Origin of the sequence: Limimaricola sp. G21655-S1 (assembly GCF_027213785.1) — a bacterium.
Classification (GTDB): Bacteria; Pseudomonadota; Alphaproteobacteria; order Rhodobacterales; family Rhodobacteraceae; genus Limimaricola.
Map to the genome: position 1 here is coordinate 17,872 of NZ_JAPWGO010000021.1, position 19,177 is coordinate 37,048.

17 protein-coding genes are annotated in these 19,177 nt (G+C 68.3%); 11 read left to right on the plus strand and 6 right to left on the minus strand.

All coding sequences use genetic code 11. The features are described from left to right. Nucleotides 1–2: 2 nt before the first annotated feature. From O4G76_RS17040 to O4G76_RS17055, 4 genes are all read right to left on the minus strand, one after another. Complete coding sequence (locus O4G76_RS17040; protein ID WP_269398445.1) at nucleotides 3–1,703, minus strand: S9 family peptidase; 1,701 nt, start codon at nucleotides 1,701–1,703, stop codon at nucleotides 3–5. A 67-nt stretch (nucleotides 1,704–1,770) separates the two neighbouring features. Then, complete coding sequence (locus tag O4G76_RS17045) at nucleotides 1,771–2,895, minus strand: C4-dicarboxylate TRAP transporter substrate-binding protein (protein WP_269398446.1); 1,125 nt, start codon at nucleotides 2,893–2,895, stop codon at nucleotides 1,771–1,773. 31 nt (nucleotides 2,896–2,926) lie between these two features. Continuing rightward, nucleotides 2,927–4,237 (minus strand): TRAP transporter large permease subunit, encoded by a 1,311-nt coding sequence (locus O4G76_RS17050; RefSeq protein ID WP_269398447.1) that lies wholly within the window; start codon nucleotides 4,235–4,237, stop codon nucleotides 2,927–2,929. Continuing rightward, the gene (locus tag O4G76_RS17055; protein WP_269398448.1) at nucleotides 4,234–4,746 is read right to left on the minus strand and encodes a TRAP transporter small permease subunit; all 513 of its coding nucleotides are present in this window, start codon (nucleotides 4,744–4,746) and stop codon (nucleotides 4,234–4,236) included. Before O4G76_RS17055 ends, O4G76_RS17050 begins: the two co-directional genes overlap by 4 nt. 155 nt (nucleotides 4,747–4,901) lie before the next feature. On the opposite strand from O4G76_RS17055, the gene O4G76_RS17060 reads away from it, so the two are divergent. From O4G76_RS17060 to O4G76_RS17110, 11 genes are all read left to right on the plus strand, one after another. Beyond that, nucleotides 4,902–5,804, plus strand: coding sequence for a LysR family transcriptional regulator (locus O4G76_RS17060; RefSeq protein WP_269398449.1), 903 nt, complete (start codon nucleotides 4,902–4,904; stop codon nucleotides 5,802–5,804). An 89-nt stretch (nucleotides 5,805–5,893) separates the two neighbouring features. Further along, a complete protein-coding gene (locus O4G76_RS17065) occupies nucleotides 5,894–6,634 on the plus strand; it encodes a carboxylesterase (protein ID WP_269398450.1) in 741 nt (246 codons plus the stop codon). Between the two features lie 614 nt (nucleotides 6,635–7,248). Beyond that, nucleotides 7,249–7,398 (plus strand): hypothetical protein, encoded by a 150-nt coding sequence (locus O4G76_RS17070; RefSeq protein ID WP_269398451.1) that lies wholly within the window; start codon nucleotides 7,249–7,251, stop codon nucleotides 7,396–7,398. A 71-nt stretch (nucleotides 7,399–7,469) separates the two neighbouring features. Further along, nucleotides 7,470–8,123 (plus strand): DUF6639 family protein, encoded by a 654-nt coding sequence (locus O4G76_RS17075; RefSeq protein ID WP_269398452.1) that lies wholly within the window; start codon nucleotides 7,470–7,472, stop codon nucleotides 8,121–8,123. Nucleotides 8,124–8,558: 435 nt separating this feature from the next. Next, nucleotides 8,559–9,347 (plus strand): ABC transporter ATP-binding protein, encoded by a 789-nt coding sequence (locus tag O4G76_RS17080; protein ID WP_269398489.1) that lies wholly within the window; start codon nucleotides 8,559–8,561, stop codon nucleotides 9,345–9,347. Continuing rightward, nucleotides 9,341–11,710, plus strand: coding sequence for an ABC transporter permease (locus O4G76_RS17085; protein ID WP_269398453.1), 2,370 nt, complete (start codon nucleotides 9,341–9,343; stop codon nucleotides 11,708–11,710). Before O4G76_RS17080 ends, O4G76_RS17085 begins: the two co-directional genes overlap by 7 nt. A 4-nt stretch (nucleotides 11,711–11,714) precedes the next feature. Beyond that, entirely contained in the window at nucleotides 11,715–12,926 is a 1,212-nt protein-coding gene (locus O4G76_RS17090) for an efflux RND transporter periplasmic adaptor subunit (RefSeq protein ID WP_269398454.1), read from the plus strand. A gap of 275 nt (nucleotides 12,927–13,201) precedes the next feature. Next, a complete protein-coding gene (locus tag O4G76_RS17095) occupies nucleotides 13,202–14,314 on the plus strand; it encodes an ABC transporter permease (protein WP_269398455.1) in 1,113 nt (370 codons plus the stop codon). A gap of 14 nt (nucleotides 14,315–14,328) precedes the next feature. Next, complete coding sequence (locus O4G76_RS17100; protein WP_269398456.1) at nucleotides 14,329–15,105, plus strand: ABC transporter ATP-binding protein; 777 nt, start codon at nucleotides 14,329–14,331, stop codon at nucleotides 15,103–15,105. Nucleotides 15,106–15,108: 3 nt separating this feature from the next. Next, the gene (locus O4G76_RS17105) at nucleotides 15,109–16,794 is read left to right on the plus strand and encodes an MlaD family protein (RefSeq protein WP_269398457.1); all 1,686 of its coding nucleotides are present in this window, start codon (nucleotides 15,109–15,111) and stop codon (nucleotides 16,792–16,794) included. Between the two features lie 10 nt (nucleotides 16,795–16,804). Further along, on the plus strand, nucleotides 16,805–17,428 hold the full coding sequence (locus O4G76_RS17110) for an ABC-type transport auxiliary lipoprotein family protein (protein WP_269398458.1): 624 nt from the start codon (nucleotides 16,805–16,807) through the stop codon (nucleotides 17,426–17,428). A gap of 2 nt (nucleotides 17,429–17,430) precedes the next feature. Here the strand turns inward: O4G76_RS17110 and O4G76_RS17115 are convergent, their stop codons facing one another. Both O4G76_RS17115 and O4G76_RS17120 read right to left on the minus strand, forming a co-directional pair. After that, nucleotides 17,431–18,258 (minus strand): universal stress protein, encoded by an 828-nt coding sequence (locus O4G76_RS17115; RefSeq protein WP_269398459.1) that lies wholly within the window; start codon nucleotides 18,256–18,258, stop codon nucleotides 17,431–17,433. 14 nt (nucleotides 18,259–18,272) lie between these two features. Next, nucleotides 18,273–19,163, minus strand: a complete 891-nt coding sequence (locus tag O4G76_RS17120) for a universal stress protein (protein WP_269398460.1) — start codon at nucleotides 19,161–19,163, stop codon at nucleotides 18,273–18,275. Nucleotides 19,164–19,177 lie beyond the last annotated feature (14 nt).

Here is a 19,177-nt window from a genome sequence, read left to right on the forward strand (position 1 = left end):
CATCAGTAGGCGTACTGCGTCGCCTGTCCCGCCACCACGTACCAGCTGACGAACAACGCATTGATCAACGCGCCTGGCACATAGCTCGCAGTACGGCGATAGGTGTAGGTGCTGATCAAGGCTGCGATCAGCAGCAATGGCACGAACTGGAACATGACGATGGTGTTCAGCGGCTCGGACGGCGTCAGAAGCTGGCCGGTAGAGAACAGAACCCCGTATTGCAGAGACAGGAACACAAGGAATCCGCCCATCAGTGCCAGCGCATTAAGGAGGTATTCCGCCGCCGCACTCTGCCCCGCGACCGACAAACCACCATGCAGCGCCCGCATCGCCAGAAGGAAGTAGAGGCCGAACGGCACGAGGTAGACCAGCGCGATTCCGAAGCGCTCGGCGGTCAGCGGCCGCAGCCCGACGAACCAGAAGCGTGGATCGGTCTTGAAGAAGAAGTCGAGCACAAGGACCGCGACGTAGGCCACGAAGATCGTCGCGAGGGCCAGGGCTACGGCGCGTGGGGTATCATGTTCGAACTCCACCCGTGCCCCGCGGATCACGAAGCCGAGGCCCCAGACGATCACGCCGTTGATGACCGCCCACAGCGCCACCTGCGTGGTGATGGTCTGCGGCAGCAGCCAGCTCGCCGGGAAGATCGTCTCGGCCAAGGTAAAGATCGGGTAGTAGTCGAGCACCGGGATCACCGCCCCCAGCGCGAAGATGAGCCACCACTTGCCACCGCGTCGCTCATGCGCGGCGTCGACCACCGGTGCGCGTAACGGCGCGAAGGACGGCAGACTCAGCAGCAGACCGATCGTGCCCAGCACCAGCACGACCCAGCCCACCAGCGAGACCAGCGTGCCGATTTCCTTAGCGAACCAGATCTGGTCGTCCGATGGCAGCGCCGAGCCGCCGTCGAGCGTCTGTGCGAACCAGTCGATCGAATGGCCGATCGCGGCGTGCGAGATGTGGTCGCCCGGATGCGTCACCGGCGGCTGCCACAGCACCCGTGCGGTGCCCGCCTCGATGTCGCCGTAGACCCGACCTTCCTCAACCGGGCCCTCGGCCCCGAACAGCGCCTGCAACTTCGGGCTCTGCTCGGCGTCGTCGGCATTGGCCACGCCCCACATCAGCTGCGAGAACTCGTCATAGGCCGAAAACACCACGGAGACGTTACGCGGCCAGTTCGTGTCGCCCTCGGCTGCAAAGGGCGCGCCGGTGCTCGATCCTTCGAGAACGATCGATCGGTAATCATCTGGATGGGCCTTCGCAGCCGCCAGAACTGTCCAGCCGCCCATCGAGTGGCCTTCGAGGCCGATATTGTCGGTATCAACGATATCGAGGCTGCGAAGGTATTGCAGCGCCGCCGGCCCGCCGAAGCCAGCCGAGAAGGCCGGGCCTTCGGACGCGCCATGTCCTGTCTGGTCGAGCGACAGAACAACGTAGCCCCGCCGCGCATACTCTATCGCGAAGCCCGATTGCACCTCGCGTGAGTTGATGTAGCCATGCACCGCAAGGATCGCTGGTGCCGGATCTTCGGCGCTTACTCCCTCGGGTACATAGAGCAACCCGCTCTGTAGATTGCCGTTCGCTCCCATGAAGCGGACGTCCTTGATCTCTGTACCGCCTGCCGTCTGCACCAGATGGGCAATGATCGCTCCGGCCAGCAGCAGCGCCCATCCCAAGCCGAACAGGCCCCAACGCGTCTTCATTCCCTCGACCTTCCCTCAAAAAAAGGGAGAGGCGCGCCGCCTCTCCCCATGCATTTCTGCGCCAAACTCAGTCGAGACCGTAAGTCTCGGCATCCAGCGGATCATAGATCTCCGACTTCGCCAACGCGGCGAGCGCGTCGACATCGGTGCGGTCGACGCCCTCGAGCATCTCGGCCCAACGATCGACGATGCGCTTGTAGTCGGCGAGGATCTGCTCGGGGTTCTCGACCCCGCGCTCGGTCGCATTCTCGATCAGCACGGCCTCGTCGGCCACGACGAACTCGGCCAATGCATCGCGCAATGCCTGGTCCGGCTCGTGGATCGTCATGCCGGCAGCTCGTGCGGCCTCGACCGCGACATCGACATCTGCGTCAAACTCGACCCGATGGCGGGCGAGGTCGTAGGCCATCTCATCGAACAGCACGCGCCGGTTCTCGGGAGAGAGCCCGGTCCAGAATGCTTCGTTGTAGCCCCAGCCGAAGCCTGCGTAGTAGTTGCCAATGGCGAGCGTGTTGAGATCGGTCACCACGTCCTTGAGGCTGAAGCTGTCGAGCGCGTCGGCCGCGGCCACGGCGCAGTCGAGCGAGCCGGTGTCGAGACCGGTGTACATCTCGCTCGAGGGGATCGAGACAGGGATCGCGCCGACATGCTCGGCGAAGCGCGACCAGGCACCGCCGGCCATCCGCAGCCGCTTGCCGGCGACGTCCTCGAGCGTCTCGACCGGCTGGTTGCACATCATCACGTATTCCGAGGTCGAGTAGCCGCCGCCGAAGACGATGCCGTTCTCGTCCCACTCGGCCAGCGCCGCCTCGTTGGTCAGGCCGAACTCGGTCGAGGCGAAGGCCATGACCATCGGGTCGGTGTTGTAGAACGCCATATTGCCGACGAGGTTGGCCACCGGCAGTTCGGAGGGGGTGTAGGTGCCGGCGTGATAGCTGACCTGTGCCACGCCGTCGCGCAGGCCCTGCAACGACGACGCCGGAGGCAGCAGCGAGCCGCCCGAGAACACCCGGAACTCGACCTCGCCGCCGGTAGCCTCGGCGACCCGCTTGGCGAAGTCGACATAGGGTCCGCGCACCATCGAGTGGCGTTCGGCGAAGAAGTGATTGGCGTTGTACTGCTCGGCCTGAACCGCGCCGCCCAGCAGCGCCAGCCCGATCGCGGTTCCGGCCGCCATCCTTGCGATAGTCATGGTCATCCTCCCTGTGAATGTGGTCGTCGTGTCAGTTCGCCATCAGCGATGGCAGGAACAGGCTGATCGCGGGAAAGGCGATCAGCAGAATCAGCGTGAGCAGGTCCATCGCGATGAACCACGACGTCCCCGAGATGATATGGCCGAGCCGCACCCGGCCCGAGAGCGCGCCGTGCAGCACGTAGAGGTTCAGCCCGACCGGCGGCGTGACGAGGCCGATCTCCAAGAGCTTGATCGCGATGATGCCGAACCAGATCAGGTTGACGTCCGCGGCCTCCAGCACCGGCAGCAGCACCGGCAGGGTCAGCAGCATCAGCCCGATCGAGTCGATCACCATGCCGAGGATCACGTAGAGGCCGGCGACCATCAGGATGATCACCACCGGCTCATCGGATACGGCGAGCATCATGTCCGACAGCGCCCGCGGCACGCCCGACAGCCCCATGAAGCGGGTGAACATGATCGCGCCGATCGACAGGAAGAAGATCGACGAGGTGGCGAGCGTGGTCTGCCGGATCGCCCCGGTCAGCGCCGCCACCGTCAGCCCGCCGCGCAGCCCGGCGATGACCAGCGCGAGAAAGGCACCCACCGCCCCCGCCTCGGTCGGGGTGAAGAAACCGCCGAAGATGCCGCCCAGAACGCCGAGGATCAGCACCGGGAAGGGCCAGACCGACCAGATCAGCCGCAGCAGCTGCGCCGTCTCGAACCGGTCGGCCACGCGCGGTGCGAGGCCGGGGCGGGCGGCACAGCGCAGGGTGATCATGCCCATGTAGATCAGCGCCGAAATCACGCCGGGCAGCACCCCTGCTATGAAGAGCTGGCCGATCGACTGCTCGGTGAAGATGCCGTAGAGCACCATCAAGATTGAGGGCGGGATCAGCGAGCCCAGCGTGCCCGAGGCCGCGACCACGCCGGTGGCCAGCGACGGATGGTAGCCCGCGCGCAGCATCTCGGGCACCGCGATGCGTGACATGGCTGCGGTGGTGGCGATGCTCGAACCCGAAGCGGCGGCGAACAGCCCGCAGGCCCCGACGCTGGCCGAGGCCAGCCCGCCGGGCACCCGGGCCAGCAACAGGCGCAGCAGGTCGAAGGCCCCCGCCGTCAGGCCGGTGTTGGCGGCGATGAAGCCCATCAGAAGGAACATCGGGATCGCGGTCAGCGACCAGTCGCCGATGAAACTGAAAGGCAGCGCGCTGACGATGCCGAAGGCAGCGGTGGCGTTGGTCATCATCGTGATGCCGCCGATCGACACCGCCATCAGCGCGACGCCGATCGGAACCCGGATTGCCAGCAGGCCGAACAGCACCGCGATACCGGCCCAGCCGGTCATCAGCATGCTCACGCCGCGCCCTCCACCGCCTGCGCCTTGGCCGTCTCGCGGCCGCGCAGCGCCATCACGGCGCGCAACAGTGCCGCGAGCGCCGCCAGGCCGAAGCCCAGAGGCAGAAGGCAACGCGCCGGCCAGACGATCACCTCGCGGCTTCCCATCACCACTTCGCCCACGCGGAAGGCGCGCACCGCATCGAGCCCGGTACGCCAGGCGATGAGTGACAGCACGCCCGCGGTGATCAGGAAGGTCAGCAGCAGGCAGGCCCGGCGCAGGAGCGGCGGAAACCGCGCGAAGAGCAGGTCGACGCTGATCTGCTCGTCCTCGTATTCGACCAGCGCCATCGGCAGCATCACGACGGCAACCATGTAGTAGTAGGACGAGATCTCGATCGTGCTCTGAATCGGCGCGTTGAACAGGTTCTTCAGCACCACGTCGAGCGTGACATGCGCCATCATCAGCACGATGCCCGCCCCGCCGATGAGCATCAGGGCCCCGGTCAGCTTTCGAAATACCGCGTCCATGCGTCCTCCCCGGTTCGGCATGCCCCCTCCCGGGCAACGCCGCCTCGTCCCGCGGCCGACTGTTCCGCGCAAGGCCGTGCCGGCACAAATAGCAATGCTTGATCGATTGATCGCAAATGGTTATCGCCCAAGCGGTTCGGCGGGAGGGACAGTTCATGCGACAGTCGCGTATAGGGATCAGGCATCTGCGCTGCGCCATCGGCGTCGCCGATGCGGGGGGCTTCCGGGCTGCCGCCGAGATGCTGGGCATCGCGCAGCCGGCGATCACCAAGACGATCCGCGACATGGAGGAAGATCTCGGATTCGAGATCTTCGAGCGGGGCCCGAAGGCGGTCTCGCTGACGGCCCCGGGCCGGCGCTTCATCGAGGATGCCCGCCAGAGCCTCGCCCAGTTCGAGCGCACGATCCGCGCCGCCCGTCGCAACGAGACCGGCTCGCATGGTCACGTCATCATCGGCTACTCGGCCCTGGCCAGTTCGGGCCATATCTCGGACGGGCTGCGCGGGTTCGAGGCTCTTTGCCCCGGAGTGCAGATCGAGATGCACGTGCTGTCGACGGACACGATGATGCGGCAGCTGGCCGGCGGCGAGATCGACGCGGGTTTCCTGCTTTCTCACGAGACCGTGGCACACCCGGCGATCAGCCAGCAGCCGGTCTGGAGCAGCCCGATCGGGCTGGTGCTGCCGCGCGACGCGCCGGACCCTGACTTCGAAACGCTCTCGGGTGCGCCCTTCGTGATGGGGTTGCGCGAAAACTGGCGCGCCTATCGCCTGCTGCTCGACAGGCTTTGCGCAGAGGCGGGCTTGGTCCCGCAAGTGACCGAGGAAGTCTGGGACGTGCAGGTGCTGTTCCAGCGCGTGGCCGAGGGGCGGGGCTACACGCTCTACCCGATGGACGCGGCTCCGGCCCTGCCGGCGTCGTTGCGCATGCTGGCCCTGTCCCGGTTGCGGGGAAGCCTGACCATCTCCATGGCGTGGAACCATGTCGCAGACACCGCGCTCCTGCGCAGCTTCCGCGCACAGTTCGGCCGCGAAGAGACCGCCCATATGGCGCGATAGCGGTTTGCGATCATGCGATCGCGCATCGCGATTTGCGTTTCCCCGGCGATCCCCGGAGTTCTTGAACCCGGCTCGAGGGGGAGGACGCGATGGACGACGAATGCTGCGAACCGTTCGAGTTGGCCGGGACGGGCGCGGCCGTCCTGCTTCTGCACGGCTTCACGAGTACGCCTCAGAGCATCCGCCATGTCGGACACGCGCTGCATGCACGCACGGGCTGCACCGTCGCGGCGCCGCTGCTGGCGGGGCATGGCACCTCACCCGAGGATCTCGCCCGCACCACACATCGGGACTGGATCGCCTCGGCCGAGACCGCGCTCCGAGAGCTGGAGGGCAAAGCTGATCGGGTGATCGTTGCGGGCCTGTCGCTCGGTGGTACGCTCGCGCTCAATCTCGCCATCCGCCACCCAGATCGGATCGCGGCCGTTGCGACAATTAACGGCTCGACCGGCATCTATCGCCCCGAACAGGCTCGCGCTGTCTTCGACACGCCGTTTGGGAGCTATTGCACCGGAATCGGCTCCGATATCCGCCATCCCGGCCGGCACGAGGTCTGCTACGATCGGATACCCACTTCGACCCTGCATGAGCGCTTCCTGCTGACCACAGCCACGGGGCTGATGCTGCCGCTTCTTCAGCAGCCTCTTTTGATCATACAGTCGCGCGTCGACCATGTTGTGGAGCCTACTAACGCGCATCGTATCGCGAGGGACAGTGGCTCTGCCTCGATCACTATGCGATGGCTGGACAACTCCTACCATGTCGCCACACTTGACTACGACCGCGAGATGATCGTGGAAGAGTTGGCGAGATTTGCTGCGTCAATTTAACTGGCCACAGCCGGCTATTCTATTCACCCAGACGAAGGCGCATCGGGGCCTCGCTGATCGAGATCAGCAGTCAGTCTCGATCTGTAGTCCGTCACCTCGCTCCTCGGACGGCGCTCCTCAAGGGTGCGGTCCGCGCTTGCACCTACGGCCATCGCCCGCCGTCATCCTCGCCCTGGCCTGACCGTGGCTCAGGCAATCGAGGCGCTGTGACACAGCTTGGGACACAGAAGGCATTTTGCCTGTCCGGCGGTTGACACCATATACTTCCTTATGCCATAATTATAATAATAATCAGTAACTTAGATCAGAATCCTACCACCCCAGCCAGGTTTTCACAAAAACCCAATGAAATCAGAGCCTCACTCCGCTCTGAATCGAATCATGTGCTACACCCGCCCGCGGCTGTGACACCGCGTGTGACACATGATGTGACACCGCCCCGGTCCTCCCGCCCCTTCAAACGACGCCGACAGGCCAGCCGCTACGCCGGGCCCCATCTGCTCCGCCGGGGGCGGGTCTTCTACTTTCGAAAACGACTCCCGCAGGTCGACCCAAACCATGGATCAAACCTTTTTCTGTGCCTCTCCCTGCGGACCGAAATCCGGCTCGACGCCGTGAAGCGCTCTGCCGCGCTGCTCACGGTCTACGAGACAGAGGGACAGAAGATCGTGGACGCACTGAAGAACAACCTGCTCGCCCCCGCCGATGCCAAGAGCCCCCTCATGGAGGGGGCGACCATGACGACGGCGGACATCAAGGCCTGATCATCGCGCGCGCACCGTGATACCTTTCGCATGACTCGCCAGAGGAGGAGGATGTGCTCAGGTCCGCCGGAGTGATCGCCGGGCTTTTGGCGGCAACCGCAAGCGTCGCAGGCGAGGAAGAGACCATCTGCCAGACTGCGGGTCTTATCGTCGAGGGTGGGACGTCAGAGACTCGTGCTCGCATCTGCCGGATTGCCACTCGTGAGATTCCGAAGCTTGCGGCCTGCAATGTTGCTGTGCCCGAGGGGGTCACGCTCAGGTTCGTGGATACTCTTCCCGAGGGTTGCATGGGCATCTTCCATTGCGGCGAAGCGCTCATCAGATTGCTGTCGCCGGAGCTCATGGCCAAGCGCCGCGATCCGGACCGCGCCTTTGCCAGCGTGCCGGATGAGCCCTATTTCGATAGCGTGGTCGTACACGAATTGACGCACGCCGCCTACGACAGTGCAGAATGCCCGTTCGTCGATTGCCCGGCGACCGCCGAATACGCCGCTTATGCGATGCAGATTCGGTCGCTGCCGACCGAGGCGCGCGAGGCATTCGAGGCGACCTCCGCCTTCGATCACCGCGTCTCGCGGGACGAACTGAGCGCGATGTATCATGCCTTCGCTCCCGACCGCTTTGCGCAAAAAACGTGGCTGCATTTCACCCAGCGCGATGACGGCTGCCAACTCATTGGACGGATCATGGGCGGCGCGGCATTCTTTGACCGGGAACGCTTCTGACGAGGATGTCGGACCGAGGGGTTCCCCGATCCCCGGCCGGGATCTGGTGATTTCCAAGCTACTCCTGGCTGCCGCCAATCGCGGTGAGATGTGGAATCCCACTGCCCGGCCTGGCGTTCATGAACGGCAAAGGGAGCCGCCGGTTGTGGCGCCGGCAGATGATCAGCGTCATCCCGTCGCCAGCCAGCCTGTTGTTAACGAAGCGGTAGATCGAGACGCTGGTTCGGTCGGATCTGTGCCGGGGGTCGTTTGACGTAGATCAACGCGGCCTCGGGCCGATGGCCGCAGCATCGGGCGAGACATTGGTTCAACCGCGAAGCCCATGATGACGGCTGATGTCGTGACGGGCGAAACGCCTGCGGGCTGAACGGGATCGTCAGGCGTCCTTCGGATAAAGAATTCGGGGCGCGCTCGGAACAGGGGGCCCGGATGCCCATGGATCATCTCGGCGACCGACAGCGCAACCTCTCGGCGCGATCGAAGACCGGCGCGCCGGCCGATGACACGGGTACGGACCGCCAGGCCGCGTTCCGCACCGAAGGGCTGAGCAAGACCTACGGCGCCGGAGGCCCGAACGAGGTCCGCGCGCTCGACGGCGTCGATCTCGAATTGCCGAGCGAGGAACTCGTGGTGCTTCTCGGACCATCGGGCAGCGGCAAATCCACCCTTCTGAACATCCTCGGCGGTCTGGACCACGCGACGCGCGGGGCCGCGTGGTTCCGGGAGATGGAGCTCACCGCGATGACCGACCGGCAGCTCACCCGCTACCGGCGCGACCATGTCGGCTTCGTGTTCCAGTTCTACAACCTCGTGGCCAGCCTCACCGCACGCGAGAACGTCGAGCTGGTCACCGACATCGCCATGGACCCCATGCCCGCCGCCGAGGCCCTGTCGCTGGTCGGGCTCGATGCACGGCTGGATCACTTTCCCGCCCAGCTTTCGGGCGGCGAGCAGCAACGCGTCGCCATCGCGCGGGCCATCGCCAAGCGCCCCGAGGTGCTGCTCTGCGACGAGCCGACCGGCGCGCTGGACAGCCGCACCGGCGTCGCGGTGCTGTCGGCGCTCGAAGCGGTCAACGCCCGGTTCGGGACCACCATCCTCGTGATCACCCACAATGCCGACATCGAACGGATGGCGCATCGGGTGATCCGTTTTCAGGATGGCCGGGTCATCGACGTCGCGCGCAACCGTAACCGCGTCGCGGCCGAGGGCATCCGATGGTGAAGCCGCGCGCCATCGACCGCAAGTTGCTGCGCGACCTGCGCCGGCTGTGGTCGCAGGTCGCGGCGATCGCGCTGGTACTGGCCTGCGGCGTGGCGATCCTGCTGACGGCCTTCGGCATGATCCGGGCGTTGGACACCACGCTCAACGACTATTACGGCCGCCAGCGCTTCGCCGAGATGTTCGCCTCGGTGCGCCGCGCACCCGGCAAGCTGGTCGAGGAAATACGCGCGATCGAGGGCGTCCGCTCGGCCGAGGCGCGAAAGGTCGGACCGGTCACGCTCGACCTGCCGGATCGACCGGCACCGGGATCGGGCCGGCTGATGTCCCTGCCCGCCGGTGCGCCGCTCCTGAACATGCCCCTGCTGGTCTCAGGGCGGATGCCGGACCCCGACAGCGACCGCGAGGTCGCCGTCAACGCCCGCTTCGCGCAGGCCAACGGCTTTCGCCCCGGTGACGGCCTTGCGGCGATCGCCAATGGACGGCGGCTCGACCTGACGATCACCGGCATGCTCCGCAGCCCGGAATTCCTCTACAGCCTGCCCCCAGGCGGGCTGATGCCCGACGATGCGGGCTTCGCGATCATCTGGATGCCTGAGCGGGCCGCGGGCGCGGTGCTCGACCTCGAAGGCGCCATCAACGACGTCGCCCTGACCCTGCACGCGACCGCCGTCACGGCGGAGGTCGCGGACCGGGTCGATGCGCTGCTTGCGCCTTGGGGCGGCACCGGCGTCCGCCTGCGCGATCAGCATCCGAGCCATGCCTTCATCGCCGCCGAACTCCAGCAGCTGCGCAACATGACCGTCGTGCTGCCGCCGATCTTCTTCGTGATCGCGGGCTTCCTGGTCAACATGCTCTTGGGTCGGATCGTGGCGTTGGAGCGCGCCGAGATTGGCCTGCTCAAGGCGTTGGGCTACCGCAAGTCGGAGATCGCGCTGCACTATCTGCTTCTCGCGATGCTGGTGGCCTGCATCGGCATCGCGATCGGCTGGCTTGCCGGCAGCTGGCTGGCGGGCGGCATGGCGCGGATCTACGCCCGGTTCTTCGATTTTCCATGGCTGATCCGACCGGATGGTCTCGACGTCTACGCGATTTCGGGGCTTCTGGCTCTCGTGGTGGCCGGGCTGGGGGCCGCACGGGCCGCGCTGACCGCGGCGCGGCTGGCCCCGGCGGTGGCCATGGCCCCGCCTGCGCCCCCGAACTTCGGCAAGGGGCCGCTCGACCGGCTGGCGGCCGGGCGGTGGCTGTCGCAGCCCGCGAAGATGGTGCTGCGCGGGCTGCTGCGCTGGCCGGTCCGTGCCGCGATGACGATGCTGGGGCTCTCGGCCGGGGTCGCGATACTCGTGGCCTCCAGCTTCATGATCGACGCGATGGACGTGGTGATGGACAGCGCGTTCTACCGGGCGAACCGCCAGCACGCGACGCTCGTCCTCGGCGCGGAAGCGCCGGCCGGGGCGGCCTTGCAGGCCCGTGCCCTGCCCGGCGTCCTGCGGGTAGAGCCGCAATTCGATCTCGCGGTGACGCTGCGCAACGGGCATTTGTCCAAGCGGCTTTCGATCACCGCCCAGCCCCCCGGCGGCGACCTGGTCCGGATCCTCGACACCGAGGGCCGGATCGTCGCGGCTCCGGAGACGGCGCTGATGTTGTCGCGCCAGCTGGCCGAGCAGCTACAGGTCGGCCCGGGCGACATGGTCGAGGTCGAGGTCGCCGGGGACCGGGAGCGCGACTTCAGCGAGCCGGTCGCGGCGGTGACGCGGCAATATCTCGGCCTCGGGGCCTACATGGACCACGACGCGCTCGCGGCGCGGCTGGGCCGGGCGCCGCGGGTCACCGCCCTGCATCTGGCGCTGGACCCCGCCGCGTTGCCCGAGTTCCAGGCCGCGCTCAAGACGCTGCCCACGCTGGCGGCCAGCGTCATGCTGACCGAGGTCCGCGACAGCTTTCGCGAGACGATCCGGCAGAACATCCGCTGGAACACGATCCTGTTCCTGACGATCTCCGGGCTGATCACGGCCGGCGTCGCCTATAACGGCGCCCGCATCCAGCTCTCCGAGCGGGCGCGCGAGCTGGCCAGCCTGCGAATCCTCGGCTTCACCCGCACCGAGGCGGCGTCGATCCTGCTGGGCGAAACCGCCGTGCTGGCGCTTTTGGCGCAGCCGCTGGGCTGGGGGATCGGCGCGCTGATCGCGCAAGGCATGGTCTCGGGCTTCGACAGCGATCTCTACCGGATTCCGCTGGTGCTGACCCCGGCCAATTTCGCGCGCGCGAGCCTGCTGACGCTGACCGCGATCCTGGCCGCCGCGCTGCTGGTCCGGAGGCGGTTCGACCGGCTGGATCTTCTGGACGTCCTCAAGACGAGGGAATGAAACCATGGCCCGCCCTATCCGCCTGATCGCCCTGTTCGCCATCCCGGCGCTGATCGTCGCGAGTCTCCTCTGGATCGCGTTTCGACCGATCCCCGTCACCGCCGAGCTGGTGGAAGTTGCGCGTGGGCCGATGGAGGTCACGCTCGAGGTGGAGGGAAAGGCGCGGATCCGCGAGGTCTGGGAGGTTTCGGCGCCGATCACGGGCACCGCCCGACGTTCGCCCGTCCGGGTCGGCGACGCGGTGGTGGCCGGCGAGACGCTGGTCGCCGTGGTCGAGCCGATCGAACCCAGCCTGCTCGACCGGCGCAGCCGGGTCGAGGCCGAGGCCGCCACGCAGGAGGCTCAAGCAGCCTTTGCCGCCGCCGAAAGCCGGTTGCAGCAGGCCCTGCAGGAGCTCAGCTACGCCAAGTCGCGCCACGACCAGGCCCGGACGCTGGTCGAGCGCGGCGCCGCCCCTGCGGACCGGCTGGAGGAGGCGACGCAGGCGCTCAAGGTCGCGCAGGCCGCCCGCGACACGGCGCTGTCGACGCGCATCATGGCACAGGGCGCGCTCGACCGGAGCCGCGCCGCTCTGATCGGTCCCGGCGACGGGACCGGGGATGGCGGTGGCTGCTGCGTCGAGATCCGCGCCCCGGCCAGCGGTGTCGTCCTTGCCATCGACCAGCTCAGCGCGCGGCCGGTCGCCGCCGGCCAGCGGCTGCTCGACATCGGCGATCCGAACGATCTGGAGATCGTCGCGGACCTCCTGTCGCGCGATGCCGTCCGCCTTCCCGAGGACGCCCTCGCCCGTGTCGCGCGCTGGGGTGGCGCTGGCGAGCCGCCTGCCCACCTGCGCCGGATCGAGCCGTCAGCGCGGACCGAGGTCTCTGCGCTCGGGATCGAGGAGCAGCGGGTCGAGGCGATCTTCGATTTCACAACGCCCGACGCACCGCCCGTCGGGCTCGGGAACGGCTATGCCCTGCGCCTGCGCATCGTGCTGTGGCGGTTTCCGGACGAGTTGCAGGTGCCGATCGCCGCGTTGTTCCGCCATGGCCAGAACTGGTCAAGCTTCGTGGTCGAGGAGGGTCGCGCCCGCCGCGCCGTGCTGGAGATCGGCCGGCGCAACGACACGGTCGCGCAGGTGCTGGGCGGACTGGAGATCGGTGACGTGGTCATCGTGCATCCCGGCGAGAAGATCGCCGAGGGCGTCGCGGTCCGGGCAGCCGAGCGCGAATGACCCCGAGACCGCCGACCCGACAGGCGCCGCCGCATCGCGGGGCGGCATCATATCGACCCGTGGCTCCCGTGCCTTGATCCAGATCAGGGCCGGGTTGTCCACGGGCGGCGATACTCGCCCCACCTCTGCTGGAAAGGCCGCTCCATGATCCTCACCGCGATCGAATGCCCGGCGGCGCGTCCCGTGCCCCGCGCGGCTGGCCCCACACTTGCCCCCCTGCGCGGGGAAGGCGCGGCTGGCTGGTCCGAGGCCCGCGCGTCGCGGCGGCCCGACCGATGAGCATCAAGATCGGCACGACGGCCGGACGGCCAGAGATCGAAATCTCGGGTTCCCTCGGCCTGCCCGAACTCGAACAGGCCCGCCGCCGTTTCGCGCAGATCCCCTTCGCCCCTCACGCCACGCTCGACCTCTCGGCGCTGCAGCGCCTCGATTCCGCGGGCGCGTGGCTGCTACTGACCGAGCAGGCGCGGCTGCGGCAGGAGGGGACGGATCTCACCATCGCATCGGTGCCGCCACACGCCTTGCCGCTCGTGGAGGTCGTGCGCGCGAACCTCGAGCGGGCCGAGCCCGCGACCCGGCCGCCGCTCACCGTCGCCACGCTGCTCGACCGGCTCGGCAGGCAGGTCGCCGGCGCCGGGACCTTCCTGCGCGACCTGCTGGGATATCTCGGCATCTTCACCGCGCGGCTGCTCGGAGCGCTCCGGCGGCCGCGCGGGTTTCACCTGACCTCGCTCGTGCATCACTGCGAGGAGGTCGGGCTGCGCGCGGTGCCGATCGTCGCGCTGATGGCATTCCTGATCGGCGTCGTGCTCGCCTTTCAGGGCGCGACCCAGCTGCGTCCCTTCGGCGCGGAGATCTTCGTGGTCGAGCTGATCGCCATCTCGATCCTGCGCGAACTCGGCGTCCTGCTCACCGCGATCATCGTCGCCGGGCGCACCGCCTCGGCCTTCACCGCGGCGATCGGCTCGATGAAGATGCGCGAGGAGATCGACGCCATGCAGACCCTGCGCATCGACCCGGCCAGCGCGCTGATCCTGCCGCGCATCCTGGCGCTGGTGATCACCCTGCCGATCCTCGGGCTGGTGGCCGATCTGAGCGGGCTCTTGGGCGGGGCGCTCATGTCATGGGCCGAGCTCGGCATCTCGCCCGCGATGTTCCGCACCCGGCTGATCGAGGGCGTCGAGCCGATCCATGTGGTCGTCGGGCTGGTCAAGGCGCCGGTCTTCGCGCTGATCATCGGCATCGTCGGCTGTCGCGCCGGCATGCAGGTCGGCAACAGCGCGGAGTCGCTCGGGCGGATGACCTCCAGCGCCGTCGTCACCGCGATCTTCGCGGTGATCGTCACCGACGCGCTGTTCTCGATCCTCTTCGCGCAGGTCGGCCTGTGACCGGGAGCGACGACATGGTGATCCGCATTCGCGGGCTGGAGAACCGCTTCGGGCCGCACCGCGTCCATGAGGGGCTGGATCTCGACATGCGGCGCGGCGAGGTACTCGGCGTGGTCGGCGGCTCGGGCACGGGCAAGTCGGTGCTGCTGCGCAGCATCGTCGGTCTGCGGCGACCCAATGCCGGACGGATCGCGGTGTTCGGCGAGGAGATGACCGGGATCGACGAGCATCGACGAGCCGCGCTCGCGGCGCGGTGGGGGGTCATGTTCCAGGACGGGGCGCTGTTCTCCTCGCTGACGCTGCGCGAGAATGTCGAGGTGCCGCTGCGCGGCGTCGAAGGCCTCGACCCGGACACCCGCCGCGCCTTGGCCGAGCTCAAGATCGCCATGGTCGGGCTGCCGCTCGACGCGGCCGAGACCTATCCGGCCGAGCTTTCGGGCGGCATGCGCAAGCGCGCGGGCCTCGCGCGCGCGCTCGCGCTCGACCCCGAGATCGTCTTTCTCGACGAACCGACCGCAGGGCTCGACCCGATCGGCGCCGCGGCCTTCGACCGGCTGATGCGCGATCTCGTGCAGGCGCTGGGGCTCAGCGTGTTCCTGGTGACCCACGATCTCGATACGCTCTACGCGCTGTGCGACCGTGTCGCCGTGCTGGCCGAGCGCCGCGTGCTCGCCACGGGCACGCTCGATGACATGCTGGCGGTCGAGCACCCTTGGGTGCGCGACTATTTCCACGGCCCCCGTGGCCGGGCCGCCCGCAGGTCCGGCCCGGTCGCACCGCAAGGGAGGTGACACATGGAGACCAAGGCCAACTACGTGCTCGTCGGCGCCTTCACCCTCGCGGGTCTGCTCGGCATCCTCGCCTTCCTGCTCTGGTTCGCCCGGGTCGAGCTGGACCGGCAGTTCGCCACCTACGAGATCGAGTTCGACAGCGTCTCCGGGCTCGGCCGCGCCTCGGAGGTGCGCTTCGGCGGGCTGCTGGTCGGTCAGGTCACCGACCTCGCCCTCGCCCCCGACCAGACCGGCGCCATTAGGGTCGTGGTGCAGGTTCAGGCCGATACCCCGGTCCGAGGCGACAGCATCGCCCGGATCGAGGCGCTGGGCGTGACCGGCGTCTCCTATGTCGCGATCGAGGCGGGATCGCCCGACTCGCCACTGCTCTCGTCCGCCCCCGGCGAGCCGTTGCCGCGCATCGCCGCCGGTCCCTCGACCCTGCAATCGCTAACCCGCAGCGCGCCAGAACTGCTCGACGAGGCGCTCTCGGTCATGCAGCGCCTCGACACCCTGCTCGACGAAGCGAACCGCGACCGCGTCGTGCGGATCCTCGACAACACCGAACGGGCGAGCGCGGCGCTGGCCGATACGCTCGACGAGCTGTCCGGCACGGCGGAGGCGATCACCGGCGTCGCGGCCGAAGCCGGGCGTTTCAACGACACATGGGACGATCTCGCCGATGGGCTCCTGCGCCTCTCCGACCGGGCCGAGACCACCATGGCCCGGATCGATACGCTGACGGAGACCGCCGGGGAGACGATGCGAAGCGGCTCCAAGACCCTTCAGGCGGCGCAGGATCTCTTGGCCGAGACCGACCGCTACATGGCCGAGGAGGCAAGCGCCGCCAGCACCGCCCTGCAGCAGATGCTCGAGGATTTACGGGCCGAGATCGGGGCGCTGGGCCCTGAGGCCCGGCGCATGATCGACACGCTCGCATCGGCGGGGGACGCGGCCGGGGCCCGCCTCGACGAGGCCGCGGAACTGCTGAGGAGCGCCACCGATGCCGCGGCCCGGCTCGGCCCCGCGATCGGAACCACCGAGCGCGAGATCGCGGCCCTTTCGGGCTCCGCGCGCGACCTGGTGGCGCGGGCCGAGCGGCTGGTCGACGAGGATCTCGCGCCGATGATATCGGAGTTGCGCGGCACCGGGCGCGCGATGGACGATCTCGTCTCGACGCTGGGTCCCGATTTCGCGAGCGCCACCGAAAGCGCCGCCCGGCTCGCCGGATCGGCCGAAACCCTCGTCACGGGGGCGGCGGACGGGCTTACGGCCGCGCAGAACGCCATGCGATCTCTGGAGACCGCCATGCAGCGCGGCGAAGCCGCTTTCGCCTCGGCCGAACGCACCTTCTCGGAGACGGCGCGGATCGCGGAAGAGGAGATCACGCCGCTGATCTCGGACGTCCGGGGCGCCGCTTCGGGCCTCGAAGAGGCCATCGGCACGGTCTCCGCCGAACTGCCCGGGATCGGCACGGATCTGCGGCGCGCGAGCCAGGCGGCGGCGACCGCCTTCGAGACCTTGGCCACCACGGTGGCGCGGTCGGGAACCGCGCTGGACGGCTTCACGGCCGAGGCGCTTCCGGGCTATGCTCGCCTCGCACGGGAGGCGCGTGCCCTGGTCGGGAACCTCGACCGCATGGTCGGCCGGATGGATCGGGACCCCGCCCGCTTCCTGCTGGACGACCGGGCCCCCGCCTTCCGCAGGTGAAGGGAATGGAATGCTTCGGGTTCAGGGTGCGGCCGGTTTAGGGCTCTTTCTGCTGCTGTCCGGCTGTGGCGCGCTGGATGTCTTGGACCGGGCTTCGGCGCCGCTCGAGGTCTTCGAACTGCGCTCGCCGGAGATGGCCGCGCCCGCGGTCGCGCCACGCCCGCTCGACGTGATCGTCGAATTACCCGTGGCCTCCGGCAGCATCGCCACCGACCGGATCATGATCCGCCCCGATCCGCTCCGGGCGCAGTACCTGCCCGATGCGCGCTGGGCCGACCCGGTGCCGCAGATGGTCCAGACGCTGATGGTGCGCAGCCTCGGCGACAGCGCCGCGCTGCGATATGTCGGCCGCAGCCCCCTGGGTGTGGGCGGCGATTACGCGGTGCTGACCGAGATCATCGGTTTCCATGCGGAGGCCTTCACCGCCGAGGGCGCGCAGGTCGAGATCGAGCTGCTGGTCCGGCTAGTACGCGAAAGCGATGCGGCCGTCGTCTCGACTCGCCGGATCGAGGCGGTGGCCAAAACGCCTTCGACCGACAGCGCAGCGCTGGCCGCGGGTTTCGATCGGGCCATGCGCACGGCCCTTGGAGAGTTCACCGGCTGGGTGCTCGGCGAGGTCGGCGCCGGCAGCTGAGGTCACTTGGAGAACAACACCGGCCGCCTGGCGTGGCGCAGGAGGCTCCACGTCACCGTCCCGAGCACGAAGTCGTAGGCGCGCGAATGGCCGAAGGCTCCGGTGACGATCAACCCCGCCCCCGTCTGGAACGCCTCGCGCTCGAGAATTTCGCTGATCTTCGATGACTCGGCCTCGCGATGCACGACCCTCGCTCTCAGGCCATGGCGGCTCAGCATCGTGGCCATGTCCTGCGCCGGGTAGTGGTGCGCGTCACGGTCGGGCAGCTTTGCCACGCTGAGCAACGTGACCTCCGCCCCCTTCTCCAGCAGATCGACGGCGTCGTGCGCCGCACGCGCGGCCTCGCGGGTCTCGCTCCAACCGATCACCGCGGCGCGCCCCAGCGGCGCGGGCTCCCATCCCGGCGGGATCATCAGAACCGGTCGACCGGAGGCACGGATGATCTCCGCCTCACCGCGGCCAGTGCGATCTCCGTCGGGGCGCCCCACCATCACCAGGTCAGCGGCGCGCACGCTCTCGACCATCCGTTCGGCGGGGGTGATGTATTTCGCCCCGAGGCAGCGCCACTCCCCCGCGACACCCTCAGCCGCGACGCGCGCATCGAACAAGGCCTGCATCTCGCGGGCGGCGTCGCGCTGGCGGTCGCGGAGTTGCGACAGGACCTCGCCGGTCATGTGCGACGAGACGGCCGGGTAGATCTGCGGATCGGGCATCACGTGGAGGCCAAGCAAATGCGCGCCCTTCTCGCGCGCCAGCGCGGCCCCGGCCCGGATGAGCGTCTCGGCCTGTGCCGCGTCGGTGAAGCACAGGGCTATGGTCCTGATTGTCATGGCTCAATCTCCTTCTATCCGGCGGTTCGGAACGGCGGCGGCACGGCGAGCAGGTCGCAGGGCGGGTCCGCCATCAGGCCGCGCGCCACGCTGCCCAGCAGCGCTTCGGACAGCCGTGGCCGCGCATGGGTGCCGATCGCCAACAAATCCGCCGGCTCGGTCGCCAGCGTGCGGCGGATCGCGGCCTCCGGCGCATCCTCGACGAAGATGCGCTCCGCGCCGGCCAGCCGCGTCTCCAATCCGCCGAGGAATGTGGCCATGTCGGTTTCGGCGGTCTCGCGCTGGCGGCGACGTTCGGCATGCAGCAGCGAGCGTCGGCTCTCGCCGCCGAGCAGGTAGCGGAAGCACACGCTGTGAGCATGTAGCAGGCGGGTGGTCGCATTCGGCGCGAGACGCAGCGCCGCCTCGAGCGCGGCGCGCGCGGCGAGCGAGAAATCGGTGGCCGCGAGCAGCGAGCCGTAGGGGCTGACCGGGTCGCCACGCACGACGAGCAGCGGCATGTCGCAGGCCTTGGCGACGCGCTCGACCGTGGTGCCGCGGAACAACTCCGCGATCCCGGCATGGCGGTGCGCCCCCATCACCAGAAGATCCGCCTCGGCGGCGGCGTCGAGGATCGTCATCCAGGGCGTGCCGAACTCGAGCCGGCTCCGGACTCGACCGTTCAGCCGAGCGCGCAGGGCCGCGACCTCCGTCGCGAGCCGCCCGCCCGCGACGCGTTCGAACTCGGCCCGCAGATCGTCCGGCAGATCGTCGCGCAGGACATGCAGGACTTCCAGCCCGGCGCCCAGCGCCTCCGCCAGCATCGCCGCCCGCCGCAACGCGCGGGCGCCCTGCCCCGTCAGATCCGTCGCGACCAGAACCCGCTCCATGCCTTCCATCTCCCCCGGGAACGCGTTTCGCCCCATGTCGGCCAGCTTGG

Coding starts and splice junctions, on each gene's coding strand:
- O4G76_RS17040 (WP_269398445.1), bottom strand. CDS start 1,703: ATGAAGACGCGTTGGGGCCTGTTCGGCTTGGGATGGGCGCTGCTGCTG.
- O4G76_RS17045 (WP_269398446.1), bottom strand. CDS start 2,895: ATGACTATCGCAAGGATGGCGGCCGGAACCGCGATCGGGCTGGCGCTG.
- O4G76_RS17055 (WP_269398448.1), bottom strand. CDS start 4,746: ATGGACGCGGTATTTCGAAAGCTGACCGGGGCCCTGATGCTCATCGGC.
- O4G76_RS17060 (WP_269398449.1), top strand. CDS start 4,902: ATGCGACAGTCGCGTATAGGGATCAGGCATCTGCGCTGCGCCATCGGC.
- O4G76_RS17065 (WP_269398450.1), top strand. CDS start 5,894: ATGGACGACGAATGCTGCGAACCGTTCGAGTTGGCCGGGACGGGCGCG.
- O4G76_RS17080 (WP_269398489.1), top strand. CDS start 8,559: ATGGATCATCTCGGCGACCGACAGCGCAACCTCTCGGCGCGATCGAAG.
- O4G76_RS17085 (WP_269398453.1), top strand. CDS start 9,341: ATGGTGAAGCCGCGCGCCATCGACCGCAAGTTGCTGCGCGACCTGCGC.
- O4G76_RS17090 (WP_269398454.1), top strand. CDS start 11,715: ATGGCCCGCCCTATCCGCCTGATCGCCCTGTTCGCCATCCCGGCGCTG.
- O4G76_RS17095 (WP_269398455.1), top strand. CDS start 13,202: ATGAGCATCAAGATCGGCACGACGGCCGGACGGCCAGAGATCGAAATC.
- O4G76_RS17100 (WP_269398456.1), top strand. CDS start 14,329: ATGGTGATCCGCATTCGCGGGCTGGAGAACCGCTTCGGGCCGCACCGC.
- O4G76_RS17105 (WP_269398457.1), top strand. CDS start 15,109: ATGGAGACCAAGGCCAACTACGTGCTCGTCGGCGCCTTCACCCTCGCG.
- O4G76_RS17110 (WP_269398458.1), top strand. CDS start 16,805: ATGCTTCGGGTTCAGGGTGCGGCCGGTTTAGGGCTCTTTCTGCTGCTG.
- O4G76_RS17115 (WP_269398459.1), bottom strand. CDS start 18,258: ATGACAATCAGGACCATAGCCCTGTGCTTCACCGACGCGGCACAGGCC.
- O4G76_RS17120 (WP_269398460.1), bottom strand. CDS start 19,163: ATGGGGCGAAACGCGTTCCCGGGGGAGATGGAAGGCATGGAGCGGGTT.